We start from the raw sequence: 26,197 nt of genomic DNA, 5'->3' as shown, positions 1-26,197 counted from the left end.
CCGGTGTCCCGGTGTCCCGGTGTCCCGGTGTCCCGGTGTCCCGGTGTCCCGGTGTCCCGGTGTCCCGGTGTCCCGGTTCGGGCGTGGTGCGAAAAAAATTGCCCATGGGCAACTAGTTACCAGAGGCTTGCGCACGCTCTGCCAGGACAATCGTAACCTGGGTGGCGGTCCGGGCAGCCGATGGGCGCGCCTGGTCTGCAGGGGGCGGCGTCAGTCGTCGCGCTGGTAGACGCCCTCGGGCAGCTGGATCGCGGCGGCGAGATCGCGCATCTGGCTGATCGACAGGGTGATCTTGTTCACCCGGTCGGTGCGGGGGTCGTATTGCTCGACCGTGATGCATTCCTCGAAGGTGTTGACGATCACGTCCTCCTGCAGAGGCGTCTCGCCCTCGTCGACGAGGATCACCACGGTGGAGTCGAACTCGTGCTCGATGCTGAACATGGGGACGAGTCTAGCCGCGCCGCGTGAGCTTGCCCAGCCTTTCGCGTCGCCGGTGCAGCGCAAAAAGCGCCGGAGCGGCGACGTGATCATAAAGGAGCCGCGCGAGCGGGGCGATGAGCGGCAACCGGACGACGCGCGCGAGCCAGCGGAAGCCGGGCATCCTCTCCCAGATCGCGGCGAAGGCGTCGACGCCGTCCAGTCGCTGGCCGTCTTTCATCACGTGGAGCCGCCGCGCCGCGTCGCGCTCGCTCAGGCCGTAGCGTTCGAGATCGCCTTCGGAGAGGCCCTCATAGGCGATGTCGAGATCGTGACGCGCCGTCAGCCGCTTGTACTGCGCGACCTCGCGGGCGCAGATCGGGCAGGTATCGTTGTAAATCACGGTCAAAGGCGCGTTCATGGCCCACATCTAGGCTCCGGCGATCCCTTGCCCAGAGCGTCGCCCGGGCTGGCAAATCGTCGCGGCTGCGCTCTATGTTCAAATGTGACCCCAAGACTCGGATCGGAGCGCGCCCCCATGTCGCCCAGACGCCTATTCCTTCTGTTGCCCCTGCTCGCGGCGCTCGCGTCCTGCGGGCCGGTCGTGGTCGAAACGCGGCAGACCCCCGTTCCCGCGCCCGCCCCGGCTCCGGCCCCGGAGCGCCCGCCGCAGATCTCGCCCAAGGCCGAGCGCCGGGCCGAGGCGGCGGCGCGCATGTTCGTGGAGGTGATCGAGCGGGTCGAGCCGGTGGCCGAGCAGCAATGCCGGCAGGTCGGACGGGCGGCCAATTGCAATTTCCTGATTGCCGTCGACGACCGTCCCGGACAGGCGCCGAACGCGTTCCAGACCCTCGATGCGGCGGGGCGTCCGGTTCTGGCCTTCAACCTCGCGCTGATCATGTCGGTCGACAATGCCGACGAGCTGGCCTTCGTGATGGGGCACGAGGCCTCGCATCATATCCTCGGCCATCTCCAGCGCGCGCAGCAGAACGCGCAAGTGGGCGCTGTGATCGCCACCGGTCTGGCCTCGGTCGCGGGCGTGGGCGACGAGGTGGTGCGCTCGGCGCAGCAATATGGCGCGGCGCTGGGCGCGCGCAGCTATTCCAAGGATTTCGAGCTCGAAGCCGACCAGATGGGCACGATCGTGACCTATCGCGCCGGGTACAACCCGGCGCGCGGCGCGGAGTTCTTCAACCGCATTCCCGACCCGGGCAACCGATTCCTGGGCACCCACCCGCCGAACTCGGCCCGCGTCGATATCGTGCGCCGCACATATCGCGAGATCTCCGGCGGCTCCTGATCCTTGATCCAGGTCAAGGCGCGGGGTCCCCGCCCGTGCAAGCCTCTGCTTCAACTCATCGAAGCGGAGGCAAGGATGGTGTCGCGGACGGTTCTGAAACAGCACGCTTACCTGGTCGATCGGATGGCGGGTGCGCTGGAGATCGATCTCGAGGAAGAGGCGATGCGCGGCTCGGTCAGCATCGGCGAGATCGAGGACGCGGTTCTGGCCTGCACCGGGTGCGCCTGTCCCGGCGCCTGTGCCGCCTGGCTGGACGAGAGCGACTCGCCCCGGGCCGCGCCTCCGGACTTCTGCAGAAATGGTTCCTTGTTCGGCCGGTTGGGGAAGGCCACCGGCTGAGCGTCCCGGGATCCGGCGCGCCGCACACCCGGCCGGATCCCGGGAACTCGATCAGAGACCCTGTCCAGCCCTATTCCGGGCGGGCGGCGGGGGCGCGTTCCGGACACTGGCGGCGCGTCCCCATTCGTCTTTCGAGATCTGGACTGGCGAATTCCGAAACAGCATTCGGTTCCGGAGACCGGCGCAGATATCTGCGCTAAGTCTTGGGCACGGACGGCCGAAGCTGCGCCCCGCGGGGCGCAGGCGGTGTCTCAGCGGGACCGGAGGCCCTTGGCGGAGGCCTTGATCGCCGCGTACTGACCCGACGGACGGAACCGCCAGAGGTAATCGGGGAGCACCGCCTCGAGCGAGGTGGGCGCGAAGCCCAGGTCGTCGAAGCCCTTGTGTTCCCCCGAGACGACATTGTCGTGGCGCAGGTTCGCGACCTGGTCGGAGGTGATCTGCGCCCGGATCAGGCCGAAGCTCATGGTCTGCACGAGATCGAAGACCTTGCCCATCAGCTTGGCGATCGGGAAGGGGATGTTGACCACGAGGCGGCGGCGCTCGATCACGTCGAGCATCTGCCCCATCAGCTCGCGGAAGGTCGAGACATCCGGGCCGCCAAGCTCGTAGATGCCCGACGCCGCCTCGCCCTTGACCGCCATCTGGGCCGCGCGCGCCACATCGTCGACATAGACCGGCTGGAAGCGGGTGTCGGCGCCGACCACCGGCAGGATAGGGCCGAGCCGGGTCATCGCGGCGAAGCGATTGAAGAACTCGTCCTCGGACCCGAAGATGATCGACGGGCGCAGGATCACGGCCTCGGGGAAATGCTCGAGCACGGCAGCCTCGCCGCGCGCCTTGGTGCTTGCGTACTCGCTGTCGGCCTCGGCATCCGCGCCGATGGCCGAGATCTGCACGAGCCGCTTGGTGCCCATCTCGGCGGCGATCCGGGCGACGCGGGCGGCGCCGTCGGCCTGGGTCGCCTCGAAGGTGTTCTTGCCGGTCTCGGACAGAACGCCCACGCAGTTCACCACCGCTTCGGCTCCGACCAGAACGTCCCGCACCGAGCCGTCGTCGCGGATGTTGCAGAAGACCGGCTCGACCTGCCCGACGACACCGTAGGGCCGGACGAAGATCGCGTCGTTCGGCCGCCGAACCGCGACCCGCACCCGCCAGCCGTCCTGCGCCATACGCCGGGCGATGTAACGGCCGACAAAGCCGGAACCGCCGATGATGGTGACAAGCTTGGACATGATGCGTCTCCCCGCAAGGCTCGGAGTGGTCTTCACGGTGTCTAAACCCGCCGCCTCCCAGCGGCAAGCCGCGCGCTGAGCTTGGGGCCCGTGAATCGTTGTATCTTGCTCCCAGATCGGGCGTTGACAGCCTTTCTGGAGGCGGATAAATGCCCCGCTACGACACCTGCCCAGGTGGCGGAATGGTAGACGCGCTGGCTTCAGGTGCCAGTGGCCGCAAGGCCGTGGAGGTTCGAGTCCTCTCCTGGGCACCACTTTCCCCCCGAAATTCGAGAATGCAGGGATCGGTTCATGGTCCGCGCCGCTTGGTCGAAACGCGCTTAGCTGGCGTCTTCAGCCTTTGGCGTCGCTCTGCGGTGCTGGAGGGGCGAGTCAGTTCGGGCAGGTGTTGGCGGGAAGGGCGGCGCAGTGCCGTCGCTGGGACGAGAAACTTAGGCGGACCAGCCTCCGAGCCAAGATGGACGGCGGGGGAGCCTCCGCTTTCAACGCGCAGTCGCGGGAGATGCTCCGCGGCGGATCGGGGTGTTAGGCGAGGCGAAAGCGGACGCCGCTTTGCGGCATCCGCTTTTGGTCTCGGGCGACCGCGAGAAGATCCGGGCGTGGCTACCGGGCGCCCTTGATCAGTGTCTTGCGCATGGAGAGGGGCTCCGTGCCGAAGCGGTCGGCCAGGAGGCCCACGACGCCGCGGGGGGCGTAGAGGGCGAAGAGGATGGCGACCACTCTGACACCGGCCAGGTACCAGGCCCCGAAATCCCCGAAAAGTTCCTGCAGCGCGAAGAGCACCAGCGCGCCGATGATCGGTCCGGCAAAGCTGCCGAGGCCTCCGACCAGCACCATAAACAGCATGAAGACCGACCAGTTGATCCCGAAGGCCGTGCGCGGCTGGTAGGTGATCGCCGAGGCCAGCCAGAGGCTTCCGGCGACCGCGCAGCCGACGGCCGAGATCAGGAAGATCACCCGCTTCACGCGCATCGTGTCGACGCCGATGGACGCGGCGGCCTCCTCGTCGTCGCGGATCGCCTGGCTTTCGCCGCCGAGCCGCCCGCGCAGGAGCCTGTGGCTGACCACGAGGCCCAGGGCCGCCGCGATCACCGCCGCAAGGAAGATCGCGGTGCGGCGCAGTTCCGCGTCCATCGCGTTCAGCGTGACGAGCGAGCGGCCGGTCTCGCCCTGCACCAGCGGGTCGAACATCACGACGGAGCGGACGGTCTCGGCGATCACCCACATGGCGACGGCGAACTCGGCCGCGCGGAGGCGCAGCACGATCCAGGACAGGGGCCAGGCGACCAGGAGCACCGCGACCGCGCCCAGAAGCAGCGCCGCAAATGGCGGCAGCCCGGTTTCCACGAGGCGCAGCACGAAATAGCCGCTGAGCCCGATGAAGGTCTGATGGCCGACCGAGACCAGCCCCGCGAAACCGGCGAGCAGGTTCCACGACACCGCCAGAAGGACGTAGATCATCAGGAGCGTCAGCTTGTCGACGATCAGGGCCGAGCCGAACAGCGGCGTGGCGAGCAGCAGTGCCAGCACGCAGGCGCCGCCCGCGATCAGGCCGCCATCCAGTCGCGTGACGCCGCCGAGACGATGCGCTCCGGTCATGCCGGTTTTCCTTTCATGTCACGCGCGGATCTAGTCCGACGCCAGCCCCGAAGACTGGCCCGCCAGCCGCCATGTTCCGCCGAGCTGGTCCGCATCAGCCGCACCATGAGCACCACCAGGAACACGAGATGCCCGGTCAGGAGCGAGGCCTGGTTGGACACCAGCCCTCCGAGCGACTGGCTGATCCCGAGGATGATGCCGCCGATCAGCGTGCCCCAGATCGACCCGAGCCCGCCGATCACCACCGCTTCGAAGGCGAAGATCAGCTGCGCCGGACCGGCATAGGGCGTGATCTGGCCGCGCATCGCGAGGAAGACGCCCGCCAGCGCCGCAAGACTGACCGCGATGGCCGAGGCCGCCCGCTGCGCACGTCGCGCGTCGACGCCGCAGAGCTCTGCCGCCTCGGGGTCGGTCGCCGTGGCCTTGATCGCGCGGCCGAGCTTGCTCGAGCGCAGCATCAGGTGGAGCGCGCCGATGACCAGCACCGCGCAGACGCAGATCAGCACGGGCAACTGGCCGACGAGAAGGCCGCCGGGCACGCTCCAGCTGGCCCAGGAGAGCTGGCCGATATCGGCGCCGAGGGATCGCGTGTTCGAGCCCCAGATGCCGAACATCCCGTTCTGGAGCGCCGCGCCGAGGCCGATGGTCACGAGGATCGGCAGGAGGAATCCTCCGCGCATCGCACGCTCGAAGAGCACCGCGTGCATCACCCAGCCCAGGACCGCCATCACCGGCAGCATGATCGCGATGGAGAGGATCACCGGCAGGCCCAAGGCTTGGGTCAACGTCACGACGAGGAACGCGCCGAGCACGGCCATGTCGCCATGCGCGAGGTTGATGAAGCGCACCACCCCGACCATGAAGGACAGCCCGACCGCGATGATCGCGTAATAGCCGCCGAGGAGCACCCCCTGCACGAGCGCCTGAAGGATCGCGTCAGCCATGGGCCGTCTCCTTGTCGTGAATGCCGAAATAGGCGTCGGTGATCTGCGCGCGGGAGAACGCGTCCGGCGCGCCCTGCAACTCCGTCCGGCCCTCGGCCATGCAGAGGATGGTGTCGGCGAAGTCGAGCGCGCGGTTCAGGTCCTGCTCGACGACGATCATGGCGATGTCGCCCTCGGCCTTGAGCGCGGCCAGCGAGTGGTAGACCCCCTCGACCGCCGCGGGCGAGAGGCCCAGCGACACCTCGTCGAGAAGCAGCACATCGGGATTCGACAGGAGCGCGCGGCCGATGGCCACGGCCTGTCGCTGTCCGCCAGACAGGTTTCCGGCGGCGAGATCGATGATCGGGCGCAGCTGCGGAAAGGTGTCCAGCACGCGCGGCAGATCCCACGGACCCGGGCGCGCGTTCTCCGACGCGATCAGGAGGTTCTCGCGGACGGACAGGTCGTAGAAGAGCCGCCGTCCCTCGGGCGACATGGCGATCCCGCGCCGCGTGCGCTCGAAGGCATGGAGACCGGTGATATCGGTCCCGTCCAGAAGTATGCGCCCGTCTGTGTTGCGATGCACCCCGGCGAGCGCGCGCATGAAGGTGGTTTTGCCCGCGCCATTGGCGCCGATGATGCAGAGGACCTCACCCCGGTTCAGCGTGATCGACAGGCCCTGGACCGCGGTCAGGAGGCCGTGGCGGCAGGTGAGGTCTTCGACGGCAAAGAGAGTCATTCCGCGTCCGCTCCGAAATAGGCGCTGCGCACCGCGGGGTCGGCCATGACCTCCTGCGGATCGCCCTCGGCCAGGACGCGGCCTTCGGCCATGCAGACGAGCCGGGTCACGACCTTGAGGAGCGCGTGAAGGATATGTTCGATCCAGACGATGGTCAGACCGGCCTCGCTGAGGCCCCGGATCAGGGCGATCAGCTTGACAAGCTCGGCTTCGGTGAGGCCGCCGCCGATCTCGTCAAGCAGGATCACCTGCGGTCGGGTGGCCAGAGCGCGGGCGACCTCGAGCCGCTTGAGATCGAGAAGGCCGACCGCGCCCGCGGGCGTGTTCGCCAGAGGCAGGAGACCGGTGCGCTCCAGAAGCTCCGCCGCCTGCTCGACGGCAACGGCGCCCTCGGCGCCGCCTCCGGCCCGGAGCGCGACCAGCACGTTTTCGAAAATCGTCATGCCCCGGAAGGGGCGCGGCACCTGGTAGGTGCGGGCGATGCCCATCATGTTGCGCTCCTGCGCCGACATGCCCGTGATCTCGGTGCCGCGGAATTGGATGCTCCCGGAATTGACCGGGAAGGTTCCGGCCAGCGCGCCGAAGAGGGTCGTCTTGCCTGCGCCGTTCGGGCCGACGACGCCGACGGCCTCTCCCTCGCTGGCCTGGAAGCTCACGGAATCGAGCGCCTTGAGGCTGCCATAGCGTTTCACGAGGTGGTCGGCCAAAAGCGCGGGTGGCGCATGAGGGATCGCCACCCGCGCGTCCTGACGGGGCGCGGAAACCGGATCGGCCGTCTGGATGCTGTCAATCGGTATCATCGTCATGGAAGGTGCGTTCCGTCAGCTGAAAAGGCAGGAGGAGGCCTTGGGAGGAGCATGTCCCCCTCCTGCACAGATCGGCTTATCCGCCGATCTTGTAGGGCTTGAGATCGGCCGAGATCGGCACGTCCGGCGCGAGCGCGTTGGCGGTGATCTCAAGGTCGAACTCGTAGGGACCCTCGGCCGCCTTGACCCACTGGCAGTTGACCAGCGGCGTGGTGGCGATGCCGGGCATCGGGCCGTTGGCGAAATCCACCGTGCCGACCGCGGTCTCGGTGGTCAGCGTGTCGAGCGCGACGGCGACGGCGGCCTTGTCCTTGGGATTGCCCGAGGCGGTCAGTGCGGCCAGCGTCACGTCCAGAAACGCGGCCTGCGCGCCGGCCTGCTGGGTCCATTGCTTGCCGATGGTCTCTTCGAACCCCGAGGCCAGCTCGGCGCTCTTCAGGCCGGTCGCCGGAGAGGTGGTCGGGAAATCGCGGTGCCAGTAGGCGCCTGTGCAGAGCCCGTAGCCGAGGCTGCCGAGCGCCTCCATCTCGGCGGCGAAGAGACCCGCCTTGGCCATCTGCATGATCTTGAGCTCTTGCGCGAGACCCAGCTGCGCGGCTTGCCGCCAGAACACCGGGAAATCCGGCGGGAATGGGAAGGTGTTGATGATGTCGACGTCGTTCTGCTTGAAGTAGTTGATCTGGTTCGAGAAATCCGCCGACATGTTCTCGTAGGGGCCCGCGTCGAAGATCTCGAAGCCCTGCGCCTCGAGCGCGGGGATCAGACCGGCGCGGATCGCGTTGCCGTCGGCGTCGTTCGGGACCAGCATCCCGACCTTGCGGTTGGTGTCGATCTTGCTCCAGCCATCGGCATAGAGCGGCGCGAAATCGCCCGCGCCGAAGCTGAAATGGTAGGTCCACTTGAAGGACTTCTCGCCGGGCTTGCCGCCGCGACCGAAATAGAAGGCCTCCCACGGCGCGATCGTGGTGATCGACGGCACGCCCGACGCCTCGCAGGCATCCGCGACCGGGTTGGTCGTCTCGGGGGTCGAGGACGAGATGATGATGTCCGGCGCCTGGCCGTTGATCAGGTTGCGCGTCTCCTGGCTGGCGCGGACTGGGTCGGACTGGGTGTCGACCATGACGATCTCGACCGCGTAGCTGCGGTCTCCGATCTGGAGGCCGCCCGCGTGCTTGGCGGTGACCGTCTCGGCGAGCCAGGCATCGGCCTCGCCGAAGATGCCGAGCGGTCCCGAGCGCGGACCGATCCAGCCGATGCGGATCGTCTCGTCGGTCGTGGCGCGGACGGTGGTGGATAGTGCCGGAGCAAGGGCCGCGGCCCCCGCGAGTGCGCCGAAGCGGCGCCGGTTCAGTCGATACGTCATGGTGTCCTCCCCTTCACGTGTTGTGACCGGCCCGCTGCATCCTGCGGCGGGCCGCATGGATCATTTCTTGCCGCCCAGCGGGAACGTGATGTTCAGCCGGAAGGTATCGGCGCCGACGGTGTTCTCGGCATGGGTGTTCCAGGTGTAATCGGCGTAGATCTCGGTGGGCCCAAAGCGCTTGGCCACGGCGACGCCGATGGCGGTCTCCTTCACGCGCCCGGCGGTGAAGCCGCCATAGGCGGTGCCGTTGTTCTTGTCGTCGGAGACCTGGTCGCGCCAGTAGCCGATCGCGCCGGCGCTCCAGCCGCTCTCACCGAAGCCGCGCATGGCGGTGAAATTGGCCAGCACCTCGTTGCCCGAGCGGTAGCCGGTGTCCTCGTTCTCGCCATGGATGAAGTAATTGACGTCGGCTGACAGGTTCCAACCGTCGCGCAGGTAGGAAAAGCCCGCGTTGAGCGCCAGGGCCGGTGCGCCGAGGCCGCCATTCGGCCCGGCGCCGGGGCCGGCCGGTTCGAACTCGCCCAGGGGCAGGCTGAAGCCCAGGCCCACGGTGGTGAAGACGCCCGGTGCGACCATCCAGTGGATGTTGAGCGGGCTGATCGTCAGGTCGGAGACGCTGGTGTTCTTGCCGACGCTGGTGCCGCCGACCGCGAAGTCGAGGTCCTGGAACGCCATGATCCCCATCGCGCGATAGGTGCCGCCGAGGATCTCGACGCCCGGTGTCCAGTGCAGCTGCACCGCGGTGACGTTCACGTCGAGCGACTGGCCTGTATCGGTGCCGGTGTCGTCATAGACCTTGCCGCGCACCAGAGCCGAGCGGCTGGAGAGATAGAAGCCCGGCACCGGGAAGTTGGCGCCGACGGGCACACCCATCGTCGCGCCCGACGGCATCACGGCGGGTGTGCCGGGTTCGCGCGCCAGGGCGGGCGTCGCCGCGAGAAGCGCCGCGGCAAAGAGCAGTGTTCGGTTCATGTCTGGTCCCTCGTTGTTATGGAATGTGCCGATCGTCCGGCGGTCATCCGATCCTGAGGATCGGCTTGATCGTGGTGCCCGCGTGGCTGTCGTGGATGGCGCGGTTGATCTCGGAGAAGGGGTAGAAGGTGACGAGCCGGTCGAAGGGGAAGCGCCCCGCGCGCCAGAGCTCGATCAGCTGCGGGATGAAGGTGTCGCCGTCGCTTTCGCCCTCGACGACGCCCATCAGGGTCTTGCCGGTCGACATGAAGTCGGTGTTGTCGACGATGATCTCCGAGCCCGGGGCCGGGGCGCCCAGCACCGCCGCCTTGCCGCGCGGTGCCAGCGCCTCGACCGCCTGGCGGATCACCGGGGTCAGTCCGGTGGTGTCGAGCGCGTAGGCCGCGCCGCCGCCGGTGATCTCCTTGATGCGCGCGACGATGTCCTCGTCGGCCGCGTTCAGCGTGTCGGTCGCTCCGAGCTCCCGCGCCAGGTCGAGGCGCGAGCCATGCATGTCGACGGCGATGATCTGGCTGGCCCCCTGGGCCGCCGCGGCCAGAATGGCCGAGAGACCCACCGACCCGGCGCCGAAACAGACGAAGCTCTTGCCCGCTTCGAGCTTCAGCGCGTTGATCACGGTGCCCGCGCCGGTCTGCACGCCGCAGGCCAAGGGGCCCATCAGCGCCAGCTCGTCGCCGGTGGCGTCGACCTTGACCACGTTGCGCTCGGTCGCCAGCGCATGGGTCGCCCAGGACGATTGCCCGAAGAAATTGCCATGCACCGGATCCGATCCGGCCTGCAGCGGCAGGCTGCCATCCGGCCGGGTGGCGAAGAAGTTCCGCGGGAAAAACTCGTAGCAATAGGACATCGCGTCGTCCCGGCAGGACGGGCAGGTGCCGCAGGTGTTGTAGGTCATCACCACACTGTCGCCGGGCTTGACCTTGGTGACCTTGGCGCCGACCGCCTCGACGATGCCCGCGCCTTCATGGCCGAGGACGACCGGCATGGGCGTCGGCAGATGGCCCGCGATCACCACGAGGTCGGTGTGGCAGACGCCGGTGGCCACGACCTTGACGAGGATCTCGTCGTCGCGCGGATCGTCGAGGGTCAGGTCTTCGATGCTGAGGTCGCCATCCTGTTTTCGGGCGACGGCGGCTTGGATGTTCAGGGGCATGGGGGCGTTCTCCGGCATGCAGGTTTCGGTCCCGCACCCGTGGCGGGTGCAGGCTGAACTGGGATCGGGCCGCGCGCCCTGTCGGAGCGCGCGGAGCCGATGGATCAGAACGGGTAGGGGGTCGCTTCGGGCTTGATCGTCACCCAGAGATACTGGGTGAACTCCTCCCAGATCGCGGGGCCGGAGATCCGGCTGCCATTCCCGGACCGGCCGCGCCCGCCAAAGGGCGCCAGCGGCGAGGCGGTGACGGTCTGGTCGTTGATATGCAGGTGACCGACCTTGAGCCGCATGCCGAGCGCCTTGGCGCCGGCGACGTCACGCCCGATGACCGAGCCGACGAGACCGAACTCGGTCCGGTTGGCCAATGCCACCGCGTCGTCGTCGTCCTCGTAGCTGGCGACCACGGCGACGGGGCCGAAGATCTCCTCGTCGAAGGCACGCATGCCGGGGCGGACGCCAGAGAGAACGGTCGCCGGGAACATCGTCCCGTTGGGTGCGCCGCCCGCATGGAGCACGGCGCCCTGCGCCACCGCGTCATCGACGATGGCCTTGATCCGGGTGGCCTCGGCCTCCACGATCAGCGGCCCCAGAGCGCATTGCTCTTTCGCCGGGTCGCCCACGGGAAGCGCCTGTGCCTTCGCGGCGAGCGCTTCCGCGAGTTGCGGGGCCAGCGCGGCCGGCGCGAGGATCAGACCTGTCGCCATGCAGATCTGGCCCTGGTGCAGCCACGCGCCCCAGGCGGCGTTCGAGGCCGCGACATCGATATCTGCATCGTCCATCACGATCAGGGCATTCTTGCCGCCGAGCTCGAGCTGGACCTTCTTGAGGTTCCGCCCGCAGGCCTCACCCACCCGCGCGCCGATCTCGGGCGAGTCGGTGAAGGAGACCATCGCGATATTCGGGTCCTCGCACATCGCGACGCCCACATCCGCACCACCGGGCACGATATGCAGGAGACCCTCGGGCAGACCGGCCTCCTGGAAGGCGCGGGCAATCATCACGCCGCCCGAGACCGGCGTGCGCGGGTCGGGCTTGTGCACCACCGCGTTGCCGGTGGCGAGCGCCGCGGCAATCGCCCGGATCGACAGGATCAGCGGGAAGTTGAAGGGGGAGATGACGCCGACGACGCCATGCGCGACGCGGATCAGCTGTTCCTCGGCCTCGCGGCCATCGACGGAGGGCAGCGAGGTTGCCCCGCCCTGGGTCGCGGCCTCGGCGGCGGCGCGCAGGAAACCGGCGCTGTGCTGGATCTCGATGCCGGCCTTGGGCGGGATCGATCCGCTTTCGCGGATGATCCAGGGCATGAGCTCTTCGGCGTTCTCTTCCAGAACGCTGGCGGCGCGGTTGAGGATCGCGGCGCGCGCCTCGGGGGCCGTGGCCTCCCATGCGGGTTGCGCCGCGGCGGCCTTGCGCGCGGCATCGGCCAGGTCGGCGGCACTCGCCTCGCCCACGACCGCGACGGCCGAGCCGTCCGCGGGGGCGGTCACCGTGCGGGTCCCCGCAGAACCCGCAACCCAGTCGCTCAGGTAAATCTTTCCGCTCCAGACGCTCTCGTCCAGAAATGGCATGGTATTGCCGTCCATCGTCTTCCTCCCATTCACAGACGCGACCCTCCCCGGTGCGTCGGTTGCCGGAATTTCTGCCGCTCGGGCCGTCATTTCAGGAAGAAAAATCTTAATGGGATGTGCGGAATTGAGATAAGTGCATGTAATTTTAATTGGAAAATAGCTTCCCACGAGGGTGTCGGTGTTTCATAATTTTATGAAATGAGCGATTCAGATTTTGAAAATAGTGAAAATGCCACGCGCGTGTCCCTGCGCGAGGTGTCGCGACGCGCGCCGCGGATTCTCCAGCGGGGCGACAGTCTGCTGCTGGATGAGGGCGCTCCGCCGACGCTGAACGACCTGGCCGACGCGCTGCAATTCGCGCTGGGCGATGGGCGGATCTGGTTCAACGACAACCGCATGGTGCTGATGCAGGCGGATGTGCTGGGCGCGCTGATGGCCCAGATGATCCAGGACAAGGGCACCCAGCACACGCGCATCCAGTCTATGCGGATCGGCTGGCAGGAAGGGGTCAAGCTCGCCCATATCGTGATGAACCGCTTTCCGCAGCAGGACCTGACCGCCGCACTCGCCGCCGGGCCGAGGCTCCACACGATCGAGGGCTACGCCAAGGTCACCACGCGGCGCTTCGAGTTCGACGCCAAGCGCAAGACCTATCACGGCGAGTTTCACTGGACCGACAGCGTCGCCGGAACCGAGCATATCCGGCGGTTCGGTGTCTGTGATTGCGCGGCCTGCTGGATGCAGGTCGGCGTGCCGTCGGGCTATACCAAGACGCTGCTCGGCTTTCCGGTGATCTTCCGCGAGATCGAATGCGTGGCGCAGGGCGCGCCGCGCTGCCTTGTTGTCGGCAAGGACGTGGGGGGGTGACGTGATGACGTGCCGGAGCTGGAGATCTTCGGCCTGACCGCCACGGCGGCCAAGCGCGGCACGCCCTGGAACCCCGCGACCGCCATGCCCGATATCGCGCCCGCGGACACGTCGGTGCAGGACGACGTGATCATCGGAACCTCCCCCGCCATCCAGCGCACCAAGCGGCTTCTGGAAAAAGCAGCGCCGTTCTCTGAACCGGTGATGCTTCTGGGCGAGTCCGGCACCGGCAAGGCCTTCTTCGCGCGCCATCTCCACATGCTGGGCGCAACGCCCGAGGGGCCCTTCGTCGCGGTCAACTGCGCGGCGCTGAGTCCCGGCTCGGCGGGGTCCGAGGAGGACGAGCTTCTGGGCGAGGAGGGTCTCCTGGCCCAGGCCAAGGGCGGGACGCTGTTTCTGAACGCGCTCCTTTCGTTGAGCGAGGGGCACCAGGCGCGACTGGCCTCGCTGATCACCGAGGATGACAGGCGCCTGCGCGAGACGCGGATCATCTCTGCGCTCGGCGTCTCGCCGGTCGAGGCGATCCGCAAGGGCGCGTTCCGCTCGGATCTCCACACGCTCCTGTCGGTCCTGCCGATCGAGATCCCGGCGCTGCGCGACCGGCGCGACGACATTCCGTTGCTCGTCTCGCATTTCCTGGCCGTGCATCGCAAACGCCTGCGCCGGACGGTTGCGGGGCTGTCGGGCGCGGGCTTCGATGCGCTCCTGCGCTACGACTACCCGGGCAATGTGCGCGAATTGTCCAACCTCCTGCGGCGCGGCATGATCTATGCCGAACCCGGCGCCTTCATCGAGATCAACCACATGTTCTCGGCGCTCGAAACGCTCCCCGAAATCGCCAAGACCGCCAAGTTCCACGCGGGCGGCGCCGTGTCGCCGCCGGAGGAGCCGGGTCAGAGCATGATGGAATCGCTGGAACTGGAGCTCTTGCGGACGACGCTCACCGAGGTCGGCTGGAACGTGTCCGAAGCCGCGCGCAAGCTTCGGGTCAGCCGCGCGAAGGTCGATTACCGCATCAAGAAGTTCAACCTGAAGCCGGGCCCTTCGGGCAAGGCGCCCCGCGGCAGCTAGGCCCGATCTTCGGCAAGGGTCGGGCGGGCCAGGAAGGCTGGCGCAAAGATCATCCGGCAGAGCGGGGCGAAGCGCGCGTGCAGCTGCTTTTCGTGGGTCTCGAGCGTCATGTCCTCGGCGCGCACGAAGGCATGGAAGGTGGTCATCCAGACATCGAGAAAGAGATGCGCGACCACGCGCGGATCGCCGCGTGATCCGTCGTGCAGTGTCAGTTCGTAGCGCGACAGGATGCGCTCGACGATCTGCAGGAGCGCCGCATCGATCTCTTCGAGGGACCGCGCGATATCGGTATCGGGATGCCGGATCGTCGCCGCCTGCGCATAGCGCCAGATCCGCTTGCGCGCGATCGCCAGAGTTTCGGACGAGACATCAAGGAACACCGTCATCAGCGTCGTCAGGAAGTCCACATCGGTGCGGGGCTCCAGCACCTTGCTGTTCTCGCGCGCCTTCTGCGTGCCCTCGGTGATCAGCGCGATCAGGATGCCGTCCTTGTTGCCGAAATAGTTGAACACCGTGGGCGTCGACACGCCCGCGGCCTGGGCGATCTCGGACATGGTGACCGCGTCCACGCCTGTCTCGGCGAAGAGCGACCGCGCCTGCATCAGGATGTCGTCGCGGCGCTTGGCCTTCTTGCGCGACCGCAGGCCCTCTGCCGGAGGCTCTGCGCCATCGGGCTGTGCGCCCTGCGACGGGTCGGATCGGCGGGACGATTTCTCCATGAGTTTTTATTCCATAAATTATTTTATTTGACTAAAAGTTTTTAGCCAATAGCAATGAGGGCCACGGACCCGAGAGGAGAGGCTTGTTCCCATTTTCCCTGCATTCCGCACTTTCGCGGCCCGCGGCGGTTCCAGGCGCGCGCGGCCACGATCCTGACCCTAAGCGGACCTGCAGCCGATTTCCACCGATGGCGGGCAACCGCCCGGGGTGGGGGCGATCCTTGGCTTTGCAAGAGAGGAGAGTTCTATGAGATCCCTGAATATCGTCGCGGCGGCCCTGACCGCAGCGGTCACTGTCACCGGATTTGGCAGCGCCGCGCTAGCGCAGTCCAATGATCCCGACCGCTGGCTGACGCCCACCATGATCGACGCGCGGGCGAGCATGTTCATGCCGTCGCTCAACTACCTGACCTTCCAGCACATGGACCAGATGTTCGCCACGCGCAGCGTCGCAGCAGGGGACAGCGCCTGGGATCTGCCCGAAGCGCCGATGTCGCTGGAGGGCGACTACACCATCCTCGGCGAGACGACCGATCTGGAAGGGGCGCTCGAGCGCACCCGCACAAACGCGCTCGTGGTGCTCAAGGATGGGGCCATCGTTTACGAGACCTACCGCAACGGCAGCGGCCCGGACACGCGCTTCCTGACCTTCTCGGTGGCGAAGTCCTATACCTCGACGCTGATTGGCCTCGCGTTGAACGACGGCCTGATCGACAGTCTCGACGACAAGGTGACGAAATACCTGCCCGAGATGGAGGGCACCGGCTATGACGGCCCGACGGTCCGCGACGTGCTGAGGATGCGCTCCGGTGTGGCCTGGGAAGAGCGCTACGAGTTCGGCAGCGAGACGCAGCTGACGCAGGTGCACGACAACTCTCTCGTCGCCTATCGGTACCGCTGGTGCGACTACGCCGCGACCGAGAGCGAGCCGGGCCCGAACGCGCCCGATGCGGTCTTCAACTATGCCACGCTCGACACCAGCGTGCTCGGCTGCATCGTCGAGCGCGTGACCGGCCGGACCGGCGCCGAGTATATGAGCGAGAAGCTCTGGGCGCCGATGGGCGCGGAATATGACGCCTACTGGATCATGGACGGCCCCGACGATGTGGGTCGCGAGTTCTACGGGGCGGGCCTCGCCTCGACGGCGCGCGATCATGCGCGGTTCGGGCAGATGTTCCTGCAGGGCGGCAAGGCCAACGGCCAGCAGGTCGTGCCCGAGGAGTGGGTGCGCGAAGCCACCGTCGCCGACGAGGGCTACGAGCCCTTCGCCCCCGGCGCGCCGATGGGCTACCAGTACCAGTGGTGGACCGATGCCGGCAGCGACGTCTTCATGGCGCTCGGGCTGCACCACCAGTTCATCCGCGTCGATCCGACAAACAACATCGTCATCGTCAAGATCAGCTACACGCAGGAGCCGGTCGGCCGCGATGAGGAAAACGAAGAGCTCTTCGCCCAGATCACCGCGAAACTGACCCAGTGATCCTCGGCGCGGGCTTGCGACGCCGCGGGCCCGCGCTTCGGAGAAGCACGACCCGGACCCAGCGGTCACGCCGGGCTCAGTTGATCCGGCTCAGCCCCTCACCCACACGGGTTCGACGCTTGCGCATTGGCGGATGGTTCGGTGCGGTTTCTCTGTCAGCGGATGCAGGTCCTGTGACCCTCGACGGGCGTTCACTCGGACAGCTCGGTCCAGAACGACACGAAGATCCGTCCGTCCTCCAAGAGGCTGGCGACAAGCGACAGGTCCAAATCCTTTCCCGCGCGGATCGGTGCTCGCATCGCCGTTATCGTAACGCTTCCCCCGGCGACCGCCTTGTGTTTCACGGCCGAGACGGCAGCAGGCAGAGCATCTCGTAGAGCAGGTTCGCGCCGATCAGCGCGGTGTTGCCCGAGGGGTCGTAGGGCGGGGAAACCTCCACGAGGTCGGCGCCCACGAGGTTCAGCCCGGACAGTCCCCGCACGATCTCGAGCGCCTGCCATGTGGTCAGCCCGCCGGGCTCGACCGTGCCGGTGCCGGGGGCGAAGGCCGGGTCGAGGCTGTCGATGTCGAAGCTGAGATAGACCGGCGCGTCTCTCACCGTGGCGCGCACCTCCTCCATCAACGGCGCAAGCGAGCGATACCAGCACTCCTCGGCCTGGATCACGCGCCAGCCCTGCGCGCGGCCCCAGTCGAAATCGTCCGCGGCGTAGCCCGTGCCCCGGAGGCCGATCTGGAAGACCTTGTCGTTCTGGAGAAGGTTCTCCTCCCAGGCGCGGCGGAAGGGGCAGCCATGGGCGACGGTCTCGCCGAACATCGCCTCGTTCACATCGGCATGGGCATCGACATGGACGAGCGCCACGGGTCCGTGCCGCTCCTTGATCGCGCGGAGGATCGGCCAGGTCAGGGTGTGGTCGCCTCCGAGCGTCAGGGGCACCGCACCGTGGCCCAGGATGTCGCGGTAGTGCTCGGCGATGATTTCGACGGATTTCTTCAGATCGAAGGTGTTGATCGGCACATCGCCGATATCGGCCACCTGCAGGCTGTCGAAGGGCGCCGCGCCGGTGGCCATATTGTAGGGCCGGAGCATCCGGCTCTCGTCGCGGATCTGTCGGGGGCCGAGCCGCGTGCCGGGGCGATTCGAGGTGCCGATATCCATCGGGATGCCGACGAAGCAGGCGTCGAGACCTTTGGCGGTCTCTGCCGCGGGCAGGCGCATCATCGTGGCGGGGCCTCCGAAGCGCGGCATGTCGTTGCCGCCGAGCGGCTGGTTGAGGTCCGTCATGATCTCTCCGTTGGGCGGGGTGCGCGTCAGCGCCGTTGGGTCCGGGGTGATAGGATCAAGGCTTAGGGCGCAGGCGGAGATTGGCCAATCGTCCTGGCTCTTCGCTGGTCGCGACGCCTCCACCCCGGAGGCGCGAGGGCGCGGTGATCAGCCGAGCTCGAGGCTGGTGACCGCGAAGATGTCGGCGGTCTGGATCACCGGTCTGCCGCGATACATGCGCGCCGTGCGGAAGCCCTCGGCCAAGCCAAGCCGCCCGCAGAGCTCGGCGAGCGGCGCGGAGCGTTCCGGCACGTCGAGGAAGACCGGACCCGGGTAGAGCGTCGCGGCGTGGCGGATCAGGGCCTCGGCCGTCTCGACCGTCTCCGCAAGCAGCGGCCCGATCTTCGCGCCCTCCCGGCACTGGCGCACGGTGGCGAAGCCGAACCCCAGGGGCGCTTCGGCCACAAGCGTAACGCGGGTGTCGTCGCCCCTGAGCCATCGGCCGAGATAGTCCGGCTTCACCACGCCTGAGGCCATGCCTTCGGCGGCCACAAAGGCGGGAAGCTCGGCGGGCCGTGCGCTGCGCACGGCCTCATGCACCGCGCCCTGAACCTGCCCGCCAGAGCGCGCGGTCCCGCCTGCCAGCACGAAGCCGGAGCGGGCATAGTTCTCCTGCTGCGCGGGCACGCCGTCGAGACCCACGGTCCGCCCGCCCGCCCGCGCCAGCGCATGCGTCCAGAGATCGAAGCCGATGCCCAGGCCGCGATGCGACGGGCGGCAGAGATAGAGACCGAGAAAGGCGAAATCCGCACCGTGGTTGACCACCGAAATCGCCGCGACGGGCGCTCCATCCTCTTCGGCGAGGAAGAAGCCGCCCGGGTCCGCGGCATGGAAGGCGGCGGCATCTCCGTGGCCCGGATTCCAGCCTTCCTCTGCCGCCCAGTCGAGGACCCGCGCCAGATCGCGCGCCTCCATCTGGCGATACGAGATCACAGCGAGAGCGCCGCGCGGAGCGATCCACCTGTCTTGCGGGTCTCGACAAGGTCGAGCTGCGAGACGAGATCGACGAGATGGCTGGTCATGAGCTCTTCGGCCGCGGTTCCGTCCTTGTCGCGGAAAGCTTGCAGAAGGGCGTGGTGGGCGTGGCTCTCGCACATCGCGTTGCGGCGGCGCCAATAGAGCGCGATCACCAGCGACGAGCGCGAGACGAGCTGGCGGATGAACGCTTCGATCGTGGCCTGGTCGGCGATCCGCGCGATCTCGATATGGAACTGCCCCGAGAGCTTGAGCGCGCGGCCCGGTTCGCCAGCGGCCATCGCGGCGTGCTCTTCCTCCATATGGCGCTCGAGAAGCTTGAGCGCCTCGGGCGTGGTCCGCTCCGCCGCCGCGCGGGCGGTGCGCGGCTCGAGAAGAGCGCGCGCTTCGAACACCTCGCGCGCCTCGCGGACCGACGGATTGGCGACGAAGGCACCGCGATTGCGCTCGATCTGCACCAGCCCGTCATGCGCGAGCGCCCGGAGCGCCTGCCGGACGACCGTGCGCCCGACGCTGAAGATCTCGCCGACCTCGTCCTCCGACAGTTTCGCGCCGGGCAGGATGCGGTGTTCGTGGATCGCCTCGGTCAGACGCTCCGAGATCGTGTCGGCAGAGGCGCGCTCGGGCGAGGTCTGGTCGATGGAAAGCACCGGAAACGATTCCTGACAGGCAGTAAGGGACACCGCCGAAACTCGCCTGTCCGCCGCTTTGTCGCAAGAGAGCAGTGGTATTGTCGTCAGGATCGTATACGATCTTTGCACAGATTTTCGACAATCCCGGAAGTCTGCGCCTCGCTTTGAGGCAAACACCGTGTCGGACACCGCGCCATGTCGGGTAGCCCTTCGCTCGGGTCCTGACCCTGCGGCAGTCTCGTCAGGACAGCCGGACAGGAGGCGACATGCGGTCCGAACTCGATCTCGAACTGGTCACGCTGACCAAGCGCTACGGGGACACGGTCGCCGTCGACGCGATCAACCACCTGTTTCACGCCGGAACCTATGCCTGCCTCCTGGGGCCGTCGGGCTGCGGGAAATCCTCGACGCTGAGGATGCTCGCGGGCCACGAGGCGGTGTCGGACGGCGCGATCCTCCTGGGCGGGCGCGATATCTCGTCGATGCCTCCTGCAAAGCGCGGCACCGCGATGATGTTCCAGAGCTACGCGCTCTTTCCGCATCTGAGCGTGATCGAGAACGTCGCCTTCAGCCTCCGCATGAAGGGCGTGGACGCCGCCAAGCGCCGCTCCCGCGCGGGCGAGATGCTGGAGCTCGTCGACATGACGGGCTTCGCCGAACGCCTGCCCGCGCAGCTTTCGGGCGGCCAGCAGCAGCGCGTTGCGCTGGCGCGGGCGCTGATCACCGAGCCGCAGGTGCTGCTTCTGGACGAGCCGCTCTCGGCGCTCGATCCGTTCCTGCGCATCCGCATGCGGGCCGAGCTGCGCAAGCTGCAGCGCGAACTGGGCATCACCTTCATCCACGTCACCCACGGCCAGGACGAGGCGCTGGCGCTCGCCGACGAGATCGTCGTGATGAACAACGCCGTCATCGAACAGGCGGGCCCCACGCGCGAGGTGTTCGACGCCCCGGCCACGGCCTTCGTCGCGCGCTTCATCGGGGCGCATAACGTCATCGCGCTGCCCGAGGGACCGATCGCGGTCCGCTCGGACGCGCTGCGCGTCACCACGCCCGATGCCGCACGGCTGGCCGGACGGATCACCGCCATCGAGTACCAGGGCACCCATGTGTCGCTGACCGCGGCGGTGGCGGGCGAGCAGGAGGTCACCGCGCTCCTGACGGACAGGGATTTCTTCGGGGCTCCGAAGGATGTCGGCGAGGCCGTCGGCCTCGACTGGGACGGGCAGGACGCGCATGCGCTGCGCGGCTGATCCGGCCATCAAGAACAAGAAACGTACATAAGATCGTAACAGGGAGTCACTCATGACCACGATTTCGAAAGTGCGCTATTCGCGGCGTGCGCTGCTGAAGACCGGGGGTGCGGCGCTCGCGGCCTCCGCCCTGCCTGCCCCGATGGTCTGGGGCCAGGAAACGAAGGACATCGTCCTGCGCCAGTTCGGCACCGGCGTGTCGAACCTCAACGACGTGGCGCAGAAGGTGAAGGAAGACCTTGGCTTCACGCTCGAGATGACCGCGCTCGATTCCGACAGCGTCACCCAGCGCGCGGCCACCCAGCCCGATAGCTTCGACATCGCCGATATCGAATACTGGATCTGCAAGAAGGTCTGGCCGACCGGCAACCTCCAGGCGATGGATGTCTCGAAGATCAAGAACTACGACAAGATCGTCGGCATCTTCAAATCGGGCAAGCTGACGCCCGAGAGCGAGATCGCGCAGGGCACCGCGCCGCATACCGTGGGCTTCGTCCCCGAGCAGGGCGCCACGACCTTCGCCGACGAGCAGACCAACTGGATGACGCTCATCCCGACGATCTACAACGCCGACACTCTGGGCATCCGTCCCGACCTGATCGGTCGTCCGATCGAGAGCTGGACCGAGCTTCTGAACCCCGAGTTCAAGGGCAAGGCGTCGATCCTCGACATCTCCTCGATTGGCATCATGGACATGGCCATGGTCTGCGAGGCGATGGGCGAGGTCCAGTATGGCGACAAGGGCAACATGACCCGCGAGGAGATCGACAAGACCATCGCGATCTTCACCGAGGCCAAGCAGAACGGCCAGTTCCGCGCCTTCTGGAAGACCTTCGACGAGAGCGTGAACCTCATGGCCTCGGGCGAGGTGGTGATCCAGTCGATGTGGTCGCCCGCGATCACCGCGGTGAAATCCCGCGGCATCCCCTGCGTCTACCAGCCGCTGAAGGAAGGCTACCGCTCCTGGGGCGGCGGCATCGGCCTGTCGAACTCGCTGTCGGGCATGGAGCTCGATGCGGCCTACGAATACATCAACTGGTATCTCTCCGGCTGGGTCGGCGGCTACCTGATGCGCCAGGGCTATTACTCGGCGGTTCCGGAGACCTCGAAGGAGTTCATGTCCGAGAACGAGTGGGGCTACTGGTTCGAGGGCAAGGAAGCCACCGACGTCATCACCTCGCCGACCGGCGACAAGCTCGCCGAAGCGGGCGAGGTGCGCGACGGCGGATCCTTCTACGACCGGATGGGCGCCGTGGCCTGCTGGAACGCGGTCATGGACGAGAACCAGTACATGGTCCGCAAGTGGAATGAATTCATCGCGGCGTGATCCCTTCGCCCGATGATGCCAGCGCTCCGGCCCTCCTCCTCCCGGGCCGGAGCAACTCTTTCCGAAAGTCCTCGCACATGACCGATCAAGCCAGCCCGATGACCGCCACCGTCCCAGCGCCGGCGCGCAAGACCGGCGCGATGTCGCGCCACGTGACCGGCTGGCTTCTGGCCGCGCCGATGGCGCTTGTTCTGGCGCTCTTCCTGGTGCTTCCGATCGTCATGATCGTGATCGTCAGCTTCTGGGGCGCGACCGAGTTCTCGATCTACCCGGCGTTCCAGTTCGACAACTACGCCTTCCTCTTCGGCTCAGAGGTCACCTGGCGCGTCTTCTTCAACACCTTCAAATACGCCCTGATCACTTGGGCCTTCACGCTCGGGATCGGCTTCACCGTGGCCTATTTCCTGGCCTTCCACGTCCGCACCCTGAACTGGCAGATCGCGCTCTTCCTGCTCTGCACGATCCCGTTCTGGACCTCGAACATCATCCGCATGATCTCGTGGATCCCGTTTCTCGGCCGCAACGGGCTGGCCAACCAGGCGCTGATCTCCTGGGGTGTGGTGGACGAGCCGCTCGACTGGCTTCTCTTCAGCGATTTCTCGGTGATCCTCGCCTTCGTGCATCTCTACACGCTCTTCATGGTGGTCCCGATCTTCAACACGATGATGCGCATCGACCGCTCGCTGGTGGAGGCCGCCGTCGATGCGGGCGCCACCGGCTGGCAGGTGCTCTGGCACGTGATCATCCCGCTCACGAAACCCGGGATCATGATCGGCACCATCTTCGTCGTCACCCTGGTGATGGGCGATTTCATCACCGTGCGCTTCATGTCCGGCTCGCAGAGCGCCAATGTCGGACGTCTGATCTCGAACGATATCGGGCTTCTGCAATACCCCTCGGCCTCGGCCACGGCGGTGGTGCTTCTGATCACGGTGCTTCTGGTGATCGCGATCATGCTGCGCTTCGTCGACATCCGGAAGGAGCTCTGAGATGGAACAGCGCCCGCGCTCCTTCTACATCCTCGCCGCGTTCTTCACACTCTTCTTGATCTTTCTCTACGGCCCGACCTTCACCATCGCGATCCTGTCCTTCCAGGGGCCCGAGGGCGGCCTGACCTTCCCGATGCGCGGGGTGTCGCTGCACTGGTTCCGCGACCTCTTCCAGGAACAGGCGGTGGGCGACATCTGGGGCTCGTTCCGGCGGTCCTTCGCGCTGGGCCTGATGGTCATGGTGACCACGGTGGTCGTCTCGGTCATGGGGGGTCTGGCGTTCCGCAAGCGCTTTGCCGGGTCCTCGGTTGTCTTCTATCTGATCGTAACCTCGCTGGTGATCCCGTCGATCCTGGTCTCGCTGGGCGTCGGCCTGATCTTCAGCCAGGCGGGGCTGGCGGTGCACTGGACCACCTCGGGCTACGGGGCGCAGCTGACCTGGACGCTGCCCTTCGGTCTTCTGATCATGTTCGCGGTCTTCAACCGCTTCGACCGCGCCTACGAAGAGGCCGCCCGCGACCTCGGTGCGAGCCCGTGGCAGACCATCCGTCACGTCGTCCTGCCGATCATCGCGCCGTCGCTGATCGGCGTGGCGCTCTTCGGCTTCACGCTGTCCTATGACGAGTTCGCGCGCACGCTCCTGACCGCGGGCAGCTACAACACGCTGCCGCTCGAGATCTTCGGGATGACCACCAACGTCACGACCCCGGTGATCTTTGCGCTGGGCACGCTGACCACCGCCTTCTCCTTCCTCGTGATCGGCGCCTTCCTCGGCATCGTCTGGTGGAGTGGACGGCGGCGGGCGCGACAGGGCTCGGACGCGGGCAAGGGGCTGGTCTGAACAAGATGGCTGTCATTCTGATCAACCCCAACAGCACCGAGGCGATGACCACGGCGATGCTCGCGGCCGCCCGGGCTGCCGCGCCGGGACTGGAGATCGAGGGATGGACCTCGCATGACGCGCCGCCCGCGATCCAGGGCGCCGAGGATGGCGCGCGCGCCGCGCCGCCGCTTCTGAAGCTCATCGACAAGGCGGTGGCCGAGGGCGCGCAAGGCATCATCATCGGCTGTTTCGACGACACCGCCTTGGCCGAGGCGGCCGCGCGCGCGCCCTGTCCTGTGATCGGCATCGGGCAGGCGGCCTATCACGAGGCGGCGCTCCGCTCGAAGCGCTTCTCGGTGATCACCACGCTGCCGATCTCGGTGCCGGTGCTCGAAGGCAATATCGCGACCTACGGCCTTGCCCCGTGGCTCGGGCGCGTGCGTCCAGCGGATGTCCCGGTGCTCGAGCTCGACCGCGATCCCGAGGCCGCGCTCGGCCCGATCGGAGCAGCCGCCCAAGCGGCGATCCACGAGGACGGGATCGAGGCGCTGATCCTCGGCTGCGCCGGCATGGTCCTCGTGACCCGCGCGCTTCGCGCCGCGCTGCCGGTCACTGTGATCGACCCGGTGGAATCCGCCGCGCGCGCGATGGGCTGGCTCGCCGCGCCCGCCTGATCCCGGGCCGGCTTGCTGCACACGACCTGTGCGCCGCGCCCTCTCCCCGAAGCGCCGCTCAGCGCCTAGATGTGCGTGACCTGACGCAGAGGAGAGCGACGCCATGTCGAGCTTGATCCAAGGCCTGCACCACGTGACCTCGATGGCGGCCGACGCCAACGAGAACAACCGTTTCTTCACCGGCGATCTTGGCCTGCGCCGGGTCAAGAAGACGGTGAATTTCGACGCCCCCGAGGTCTACCACCTCTATTACGGCGACGAGGTCGGCACGCCCGGCTCGGTCATGACCTATTTCCCGTTCCCGCATATGCGGCCCGGCCACCGGGGCGCGGGCGAGGTCGGCGTGACCGAGTTTGCCGTCCCGACCGGCGCGCTCGGCTACTGGCGCGACCGTCTCTCGGCGCGCGGCGTTACCGGTCTCGGCGAAGAGACCGCCTTCGGTGAGGCACGGCTCAGCTTCGACGGCCCCGACGGCGATGCCTTCGCGCTGGTCGAAACCGATCCCCAGGGGCGCACCCCCTGGACCGGCAACGGCGTGCCCGAAGACACCGGCATCCTCGGGTTTCACGGCGCGCGCTTCCGGCTGCGCGATGCCGCCGCGACCGGCGAGCTCCTGACCTTCATGGGCTACACCCGCGAGGATCAGAGCGACGGGCTGACCCGCTACCGGATCGAGGGCGGCAATGCCGCCGCGACCATCGACCTCGAAGAGGCACCCACCGCCCGCCCCGCCGATCTGGGCGCGGGCTCGGTGCATCACATCGCCTTCGCGGTCGAAGACCGCGCCGCTCAGGCCGAGATGCGCGCGAAGCTCCTCGACACCGGCTACCAGGTGACGCCGGTGATCGACCGGGATTATTTCTGGGCGATCTACTTCCGGACGCCGGGCGGGGTGCTCTTCGAGATCGCCACGAACGAGCCGGGCTTCGACCGCGACGAGGATACCGCACATCTGGGCGAGGCCCTGAAGCTGCCCGAGCGCTACCGTCCCTATCGCAGCCGGATCGAGGCGATCCTGCCGCGGCTCGACGATTGAAGGAGCGACTCATGTCCCGCGACAGCTATACCGCCCGCACTGCAGCGCCGCGCGAGGGCGCGCCGCTGATCTTCGCCTTCCACGGCACCGGCGCCGACGAGACGCAGTTCTTCGACTTTGCCCAGAGCCTCGTCCCCGGCGCGGGCGTCGTCTCGCCCAGGGATGATGTCTCCGAGCACGGGGCGGCGCGGTTCTTCCGCCGCAAGGCCGAGGGCGTCTACGACATGGACGACCTGGCCCGCGCGACCGAGAAGATGGTGGGCTTCGTCTCGGCCTGGGCCGAGGCCTATCCCGGATCGCCGGTCTACGGGTTCGGCTATTCGAACGGCGCCAACATCCTGGCCTCGGTGATGATGGCGGCTCCTGAGCTCTTCGAACGCGCGGCGCTTCTGCACCCGCTGATCCCCTGGGCGCCCGATCCGGTGCCGGAGCTTGCCGGTGCGCGGGTTCTGGTCACCGCCGGCCGGCGCGATCCGATCTGCCCCTGGCCGATGACCGAAGGTCTGATCGGCTGGCTCAGCGCGCAGGGTGCGGAGACCACAACGACCCTTCACGATGGCGGCCACGAGCTGCGTCCCGAAGAGGCCGAGGCGGTCGCCCGACTGATGCGGGCCTGAGC

27 protein-coding genes and 1 tRNA gene are annotated in these 26,197 nt (G+C 67.4%); 13 read left to right on the top strand and 15 right to left on the bottom strand.

The genetic code is table 11. The annotated features are described in order from the left end of the window. Window positions 1-210: 210 nt before the first annotated feature. Together ACFQ4E_RS06820 and ACFQ4E_RS06815 are read right to left on the bottom strand one after the other, a co-directional pair. Entirely contained in the window at window positions 211-441 is a 231-nt protein-coding gene (locus ACFQ4E_RS06820) for a hypothetical protein (RefSeq protein WP_386802187.1), read from the bottom strand. Window positions 442-451: 10 nt separating this feature from the next. Beyond that, window positions 452-838 (bottom strand): thiol-disulfide oxidoreductase DCC family protein, encoded by a 387-nt coding sequence (locus ACFQ4E_RS06815; protein WP_386802186.1) that lies wholly within the window; start codon window positions 836-838, stop codon window positions 452-454. A gap of 117 nt (window positions 839-955) precedes the next feature. Between ACFQ4E_RS06815 and ACFQ4E_RS06810 the strand changes: the two genes are divergently transcribed. Further along, the gene (locus tag ACFQ4E_RS06810; RefSeq protein WP_386802185.1) at window positions 956-1,717 is read left to right on the top strand and encodes a M48 family metallopeptidase; all 762 of its coding nucleotides are present in this window, start codon (window positions 956-958) and stop codon (window positions 1,715-1,717) included. 75 nt (window positions 1,718-1,792) lie between these two features. Next, window positions 1,793-2,056: a DUF6455 family protein gene (locus tag ACFQ4E_RS06805; protein WP_386802184.1), complete on the top strand. Its 264-nt coding sequence runs from the start codon at window positions 1,793-1,795 to the stop codon at window positions 2,054-2,056. Window positions 2,057-2,307: 251 nt separating this feature from the next. Here the strand turns inward: ACFQ4E_RS06805 and ACFQ4E_RS06800 are convergent, their stop codons facing one another. After that, window positions 2,308-3,291, bottom strand: coding sequence for a complex I NDUFA9 subunit family protein (locus ACFQ4E_RS06800; RefSeq protein WP_386802183.1), 984 nt, complete (start codon window positions 3,289-3,291; stop codon window positions 2,308-2,310). 168 nt (window positions 3,292-3,459) lie between these two features. Between ACFQ4E_RS06800 and ACFQ4E_RS06795 the strand changes: the two genes are divergently transcribed. Continuing rightward, a tRNA-Leu gene (locus ACFQ4E_RS06795) sits at window positions 3,460-3,545 on the top strand. A gap of 349 nt (window positions 3,546-3,894) precedes the next feature. Here ACFQ4E_RS06795 and ACFQ4E_RS06790 read toward each other — a convergent pair. From ACFQ4E_RS06790 to ACFQ4E_RS06755, 8 genes are all read right to left on the bottom strand, one after another. Then, window positions 3,895-4,890 carry a branched-chain amino acid ABC transporter permease gene (locus ACFQ4E_RS06790; RefSeq protein ID WP_386802182.1) on the bottom strand — a complete coding sequence of 332 codons (996 nt, stop codon included), beginning with the start codon at window positions 4,888-4,890 and terminating at the stop codon, window positions 3,895-3,897. Further along, entirely contained in the window at window positions 4,887-5,834 is a 948-nt protein-coding gene (locus tag ACFQ4E_RS06785) for a branched-chain amino acid ABC transporter permease (protein ID WP_386802181.1), read from the bottom strand. Before ACFQ4E_RS06785 ends, ACFQ4E_RS06790 begins: the two co-directional genes overlap by 4 nt. Further along, on the bottom strand, window positions 5,827-6,552 hold the full coding sequence (locus ACFQ4E_RS06780) for an ABC transporter ATP-binding protein (RefSeq protein WP_386802180.1): 726 nt from the start codon (window positions 6,550-6,552) through the stop codon (window positions 5,827-5,829). The genes ACFQ4E_RS06785 and ACFQ4E_RS06780 overlap by 8 nt, the downstream gene beginning before the upstream one ends. Next, window positions 6,549-7,358 carry an ABC transporter ATP-binding protein gene (locus tag ACFQ4E_RS06775; RefSeq protein ID WP_386802179.1) on the bottom strand — a complete coding sequence of 270 codons (810 nt, stop codon included), beginning with the start codon at window positions 7,356-7,358 and terminating at the stop codon, window positions 6,549-6,551. Before ACFQ4E_RS06775 ends, ACFQ4E_RS06780 begins: the two co-directional genes overlap by 4 nt. Window positions 7,359-7,434: 76 nt before the next feature. Next, on the bottom strand, window positions 7,435-8,721 hold the full coding sequence (locus ACFQ4E_RS06770) for an ABC transporter substrate-binding protein (protein ID WP_386802178.1): 1,287 nt from the start codon (window positions 8,719-8,721) through the stop codon (window positions 7,435-7,437). 60 nt (window positions 8,722-8,781) lie between these two features. Then, a complete protein-coding gene (locus ACFQ4E_RS06765) occupies window positions 8,782-9,693 on the bottom strand; it encodes a SphA family protein (protein WP_386802177.1) in 912 nt (303 codons plus the stop codon). 43 nt (window positions 9,694-9,736) lie between these two features. Further along, window positions 9,737-10,846, bottom strand: coding sequence for an NAD(P)-dependent alcohol dehydrogenase (locus ACFQ4E_RS06760; protein WP_386802176.1), 1,110 nt, complete (start codon window positions 10,844-10,846; stop codon window positions 9,737-9,739). A gap of 104 nt (window positions 10,847-10,950) precedes the next feature. Next, window positions 10,951-12,429, bottom strand: coding sequence for an aldehyde dehydrogenase family protein (locus ACFQ4E_RS06755; RefSeq protein WP_386802175.1), 1,479 nt, complete (start codon window positions 12,427-12,429; stop codon window positions 10,951-10,953). A gap of 225 nt (window positions 12,430-12,654) precedes the next feature. Between ACFQ4E_RS06755 and ACFQ4E_RS06750 the strand changes: the two genes are divergently transcribed. Together ACFQ4E_RS06750 and ACFQ4E_RS06745 are read left to right on the top strand one after the other, a co-directional pair. Continuing rightward, entirely contained in the window at window positions 12,655-13,281 is a 627-nt protein-coding gene (locus tag ACFQ4E_RS06750) for a XylR N-terminal domain-containing protein (protein WP_386802174.1), read from the top strand. A 9-nt stretch (window positions 13,282-13,290) separates the two neighbouring features. After that, complete coding sequence (locus ACFQ4E_RS06745) at window positions 13,291-14,352, top strand: sigma 54-interacting transcriptional regulator (protein WP_386802173.1); 1,062 nt, start codon at window positions 13,291-13,293, stop codon at window positions 14,350-14,352. Here ACFQ4E_RS06745 and ACFQ4E_RS06740 read toward each other — a convergent pair. After that, window positions 14,349-15,071: a TetR/AcrR family transcriptional regulator gene (locus ACFQ4E_RS06740; protein ID WP_386802172.1), complete on the bottom strand. Its 723-nt coding sequence runs from the start codon at window positions 15,069-15,071 to the stop codon at window positions 14,349-14,351. The genes ACFQ4E_RS06745 and ACFQ4E_RS06740 overlap by 4 nt on opposite strands. Before the next feature lie 247 nt (window positions 15,072-15,318). On the opposite strand from ACFQ4E_RS06740, the gene ACFQ4E_RS06735 reads away from it, so the two are divergent. After that, complete coding sequence (locus ACFQ4E_RS06735; protein WP_386802171.1) at window positions 15,319-16,551, top strand: serine hydrolase domain-containing protein; 1,233 nt, start codon at window positions 15,319-15,321, stop codon at window positions 16,549-16,551. A 340-nt stretch (window positions 16,552-16,891) separates the two neighbouring features. On the opposite strand, the gene speB is transcribed toward ACFQ4E_RS06735, so the two are convergent. The 3 genes from speB to ACFQ4E_RS06720 all read right to left on the bottom strand — a co-directional run bounded on the left by speB (window position 16,892) and on the right by ACFQ4E_RS06720 (window position 19,488). Next, entirely contained in the window at window positions 16,892-17,833 is a 942-nt protein-coding gene (gene speB, locus ACFQ4E_RS06730; protein WP_386802170.1) for an agmatinase, read from the bottom strand. Window positions 17,834-17,980: 147 nt separating this feature from the next. Beyond that, window positions 17,981-18,805 carry a GNAT family N-acetyltransferase gene (locus ACFQ4E_RS06725; RefSeq protein ID WP_386802169.1) on the bottom strand — a complete coding sequence of 275 codons (825 nt, stop codon included), beginning with the start codon at window positions 18,803-18,805 and terminating at the stop codon, window positions 17,981-17,983. After that, on the bottom strand, window positions 18,802-19,488 hold the full coding sequence (locus ACFQ4E_RS06720; RefSeq protein WP_386802213.1) for a GntR family transcriptional regulator: 687 nt from the start codon (window positions 19,486-19,488) through the stop codon (window positions 18,802-18,804). The genes ACFQ4E_RS06725 and ACFQ4E_RS06720 overlap by 4 nt, the downstream gene beginning before the upstream one ends. 257 nt (window positions 19,489-19,745) lie before the next feature. On the opposite strand from ACFQ4E_RS06720, the gene ACFQ4E_RS06715 reads away from it, so the two are divergent. The 7 genes from ACFQ4E_RS06715 (at window position 19,746) to ACFQ4E_RS06685 (ending at window position 26,195) form a co-directional block, all read left to right on the top strand. Further along, on the top strand, window positions 19,746-20,729 hold the full coding sequence (locus ACFQ4E_RS06715) for an ABC transporter ATP-binding protein (protein WP_386802168.1): 984 nt from the start codon (window positions 19,746-19,748) through the stop codon (window positions 20,727-20,729). A 61-nt stretch (window positions 20,730-20,790) separates the two neighbouring features. After that, window positions 20,791-22,056: an ABC transporter substrate-binding protein gene (locus ACFQ4E_RS06710; protein WP_386802212.1), complete on the top strand. Its 1,266-nt coding sequence runs from the start codon at window positions 20,791-20,793 to the stop codon at window positions 22,054-22,056. Window positions 22,057-22,196: 140 nt separating this feature from the next. Further along, complete coding sequence (locus ACFQ4E_RS06705) at window positions 22,197-23,045, top strand: ABC transporter permease (RefSeq protein ID WP_386802211.1); 849 nt, start codon at window positions 22,197-22,199, stop codon at window positions 23,043-23,045. 1 nt (window position 23,046) lies between these two features. Continuing rightward, window positions 23,047-23,886, top strand: a complete 840-nt coding sequence (locus ACFQ4E_RS06700) for an ABC transporter permease (RefSeq protein ID WP_386802167.1) — start codon at window positions 23,047-23,049, stop codon at window positions 23,884-23,886. Between the two features lie 5 nt (window positions 23,887-23,891). Then, complete coding sequence (locus ACFQ4E_RS06695; protein ID WP_386802166.1) at window positions 23,892-24,542, top strand: aspartate/glutamate racemase family protein; 651 nt, start codon at window positions 23,892-23,894, stop codon at window positions 24,540-24,542. A 103-nt stretch (window positions 24,543-24,645) separates the two neighbouring features. Continuing rightward, window positions 24,646-25,578 carry a VOC family protein gene (locus tag ACFQ4E_RS06690; protein WP_386802165.1) on the top strand — a complete coding sequence of 311 codons (933 nt, stop codon included), beginning with the start codon at window positions 24,646-24,648 and terminating at the stop codon, window positions 25,576-25,578. Window positions 25,579-25,589: 11 nt separating this feature from the next. Continuing rightward, complete coding sequence (locus tag ACFQ4E_RS06685) at window positions 25,590-26,195, top strand: alpha/beta hydrolase (RefSeq protein WP_386802164.1); 606 nt, start codon at window positions 25,590-25,592, stop codon at window positions 26,193-26,195. The last annotated feature ends 2 nt before the right edge of the window (window positions 26,196-26,197 follow it).

This window comes from Litorisediminicola beolgyonensis (genome assembly GCF_042679605.1).
In the GTDB taxonomy this organism is placed as follows: Bacteria; Pseudomonadota; Alphaproteobacteria; order Rhodobacterales; family Rhodobacteraceae; genus Litorisediminicola; species Litorisediminicola beolgyonensis.
Note: the sequence above shows the minus strand (reverse complement) of the source record. Positions and strands in the feature narration are given on the sequence as shown.

Excerpts from the sequence above, each read along its gene's own strand:
- ACFQ4E_RS06800 (WP_386802183.1), bottom strand. The coding sequence starts at position 3,291 with ATGTCCAAGCTTGTCACCATCATCGGCGGTTCCGGCTTTGTCGGCCGT.
- ACFQ4E_RS06820 (WP_386802187.1), bottom strand. The coding sequence starts at position 441 with ATGTTCAGCATCGAGCACGAGTTCGACTCCACCGTGGTGATCCTCGTC.
- ACFQ4E_RS06700 (WP_386802167.1), top strand. The coding sequence starts at position 23,047 with ATGGAACAGCGCCCGCGCTCCTTCTACATCCTCGCCGCGTTCTTCACA.
- ACFQ4E_RS06705 (WP_386802211.1), top strand. The coding sequence starts at position 22,197 with ATGTCGCGCCACGTGACCGGCTGGCTTCTGGCCGCGCCGATGGCGCTT.
- ACFQ4E_RS06770 (WP_386802178.1), bottom strand. The coding sequence starts at position 8,721 with ATGACGTATCGACTGAACCGGCGCCGCTTCGGCGCACTCGCGGGGGCC.
- ACFQ4E_RS06775 (WP_386802179.1), bottom strand. The coding sequence starts at position 7,358 with ATGACGATGATACCGATTGACAGCATCCAGACGGCCGATCCGGTTTCC.
- ACFQ4E_RS06760 (WP_386802176.1), bottom strand. The coding sequence starts at position 10,846 with ATGCCCCTGAACATCCAAGCCGCCGTCGCCCGAAAACAGGATGGCGAC.
- ACFQ4E_RS06810 (WP_386802185.1), top strand. The coding sequence starts at position 956 with ATGTCGCCCAGACGCCTATTCCTTCTGTTGCCCCTGCTCGCGGCGCTC.
- ACFQ4E_RS06780 (WP_386802180.1), bottom strand. The coding sequence starts at position 6,552 with ATGACTCTCTTTGCCGTCGAAGACCTCACCTGCCGCCACGGCCTCCTG.
- ACFQ4E_RS06690 (WP_386802165.1), top strand. The coding sequence starts at position 24,646 with ATGTCGAGCTTGATCCAAGGCCTGCACCACGTGACCTCGATGGCGGCC.
- ACFQ4E_RS06755 (WP_386802175.1), bottom strand. The coding sequence starts at position 12,429 with ATGGACGGCAATACCATGCCATTTCTGGACGAGAGCGTCTGGAGCGGA.
- ACFQ4E_RS06740 (WP_386802172.1), bottom strand. The coding sequence starts at position 15,071 with ATGGAGAAATCGTCCCGCCGATCCGACCCGTCGCAGGGCGCACAGCCC.
- ACFQ4E_RS06715 (WP_386802168.1), top strand. The coding sequence starts at position 19,746 with ATGCGGTCCGAACTCGATCTCGAACTGGTCACGCTGACCAAGCGCTAC.
- ACFQ4E_RS06685 (WP_386802164.1), top strand. The coding sequence starts at position 25,590 with ATGTCCCGCGACAGCTATACCGCCCGCACTGCAGCGCCGCGCGAGGGC.
- speB (WP_386802170.1), bottom strand. The coding sequence starts at position 17,833 with ATGACGGACCTCAACCAGCCGCTCGGCGGCAACGACATGCCGCGCTTC.
- ACFQ4E_RS06785 (WP_386802181.1), bottom strand. The coding sequence starts at position 5,834 with ATGGCTGACGCGATCCTTCAGGCGCTCGTGCAGGGGGTGCTCCTCGGC.
- ACFQ4E_RS06790 (WP_386802182.1), bottom strand. The coding sequence starts at position 4,890 with ATGACCGGAGCGCATCGTCTCGGCGGCGTCACGCGACTGGATGGCGGC.
- ACFQ4E_RS06815 (WP_386802186.1), bottom strand. The coding sequence starts at position 838 with ATGAACGCGCCTTTGACCGTGATTTACAACGATACCTGCCCGATCTGC.
- ACFQ4E_RS06695 (WP_386802166.1), top strand. The coding sequence starts at position 23,892 with ATGGCTGTCATTCTGATCAACCCCAACAGCACCGAGGCGATGACCACG.
- ACFQ4E_RS06735 (WP_386802171.1), top strand. The coding sequence starts at position 15,319 with ATGAGATCCCTGAATATCGTCGCGGCGGCCCTGACCGCAGCGGTCACT.
- ACFQ4E_RS06805 (WP_386802184.1), top strand. The coding sequence starts at position 1,793 with ATGGTGTCGCGGACGGTTCTGAAACAGCACGCTTACCTGGTCGATCGG.
- ACFQ4E_RS06765 (WP_386802177.1), bottom strand. The coding sequence starts at position 9,693 with ATGAACCGAACACTGCTCTTTGCCGCGGCGCTTCTCGCGGCGACGCCC.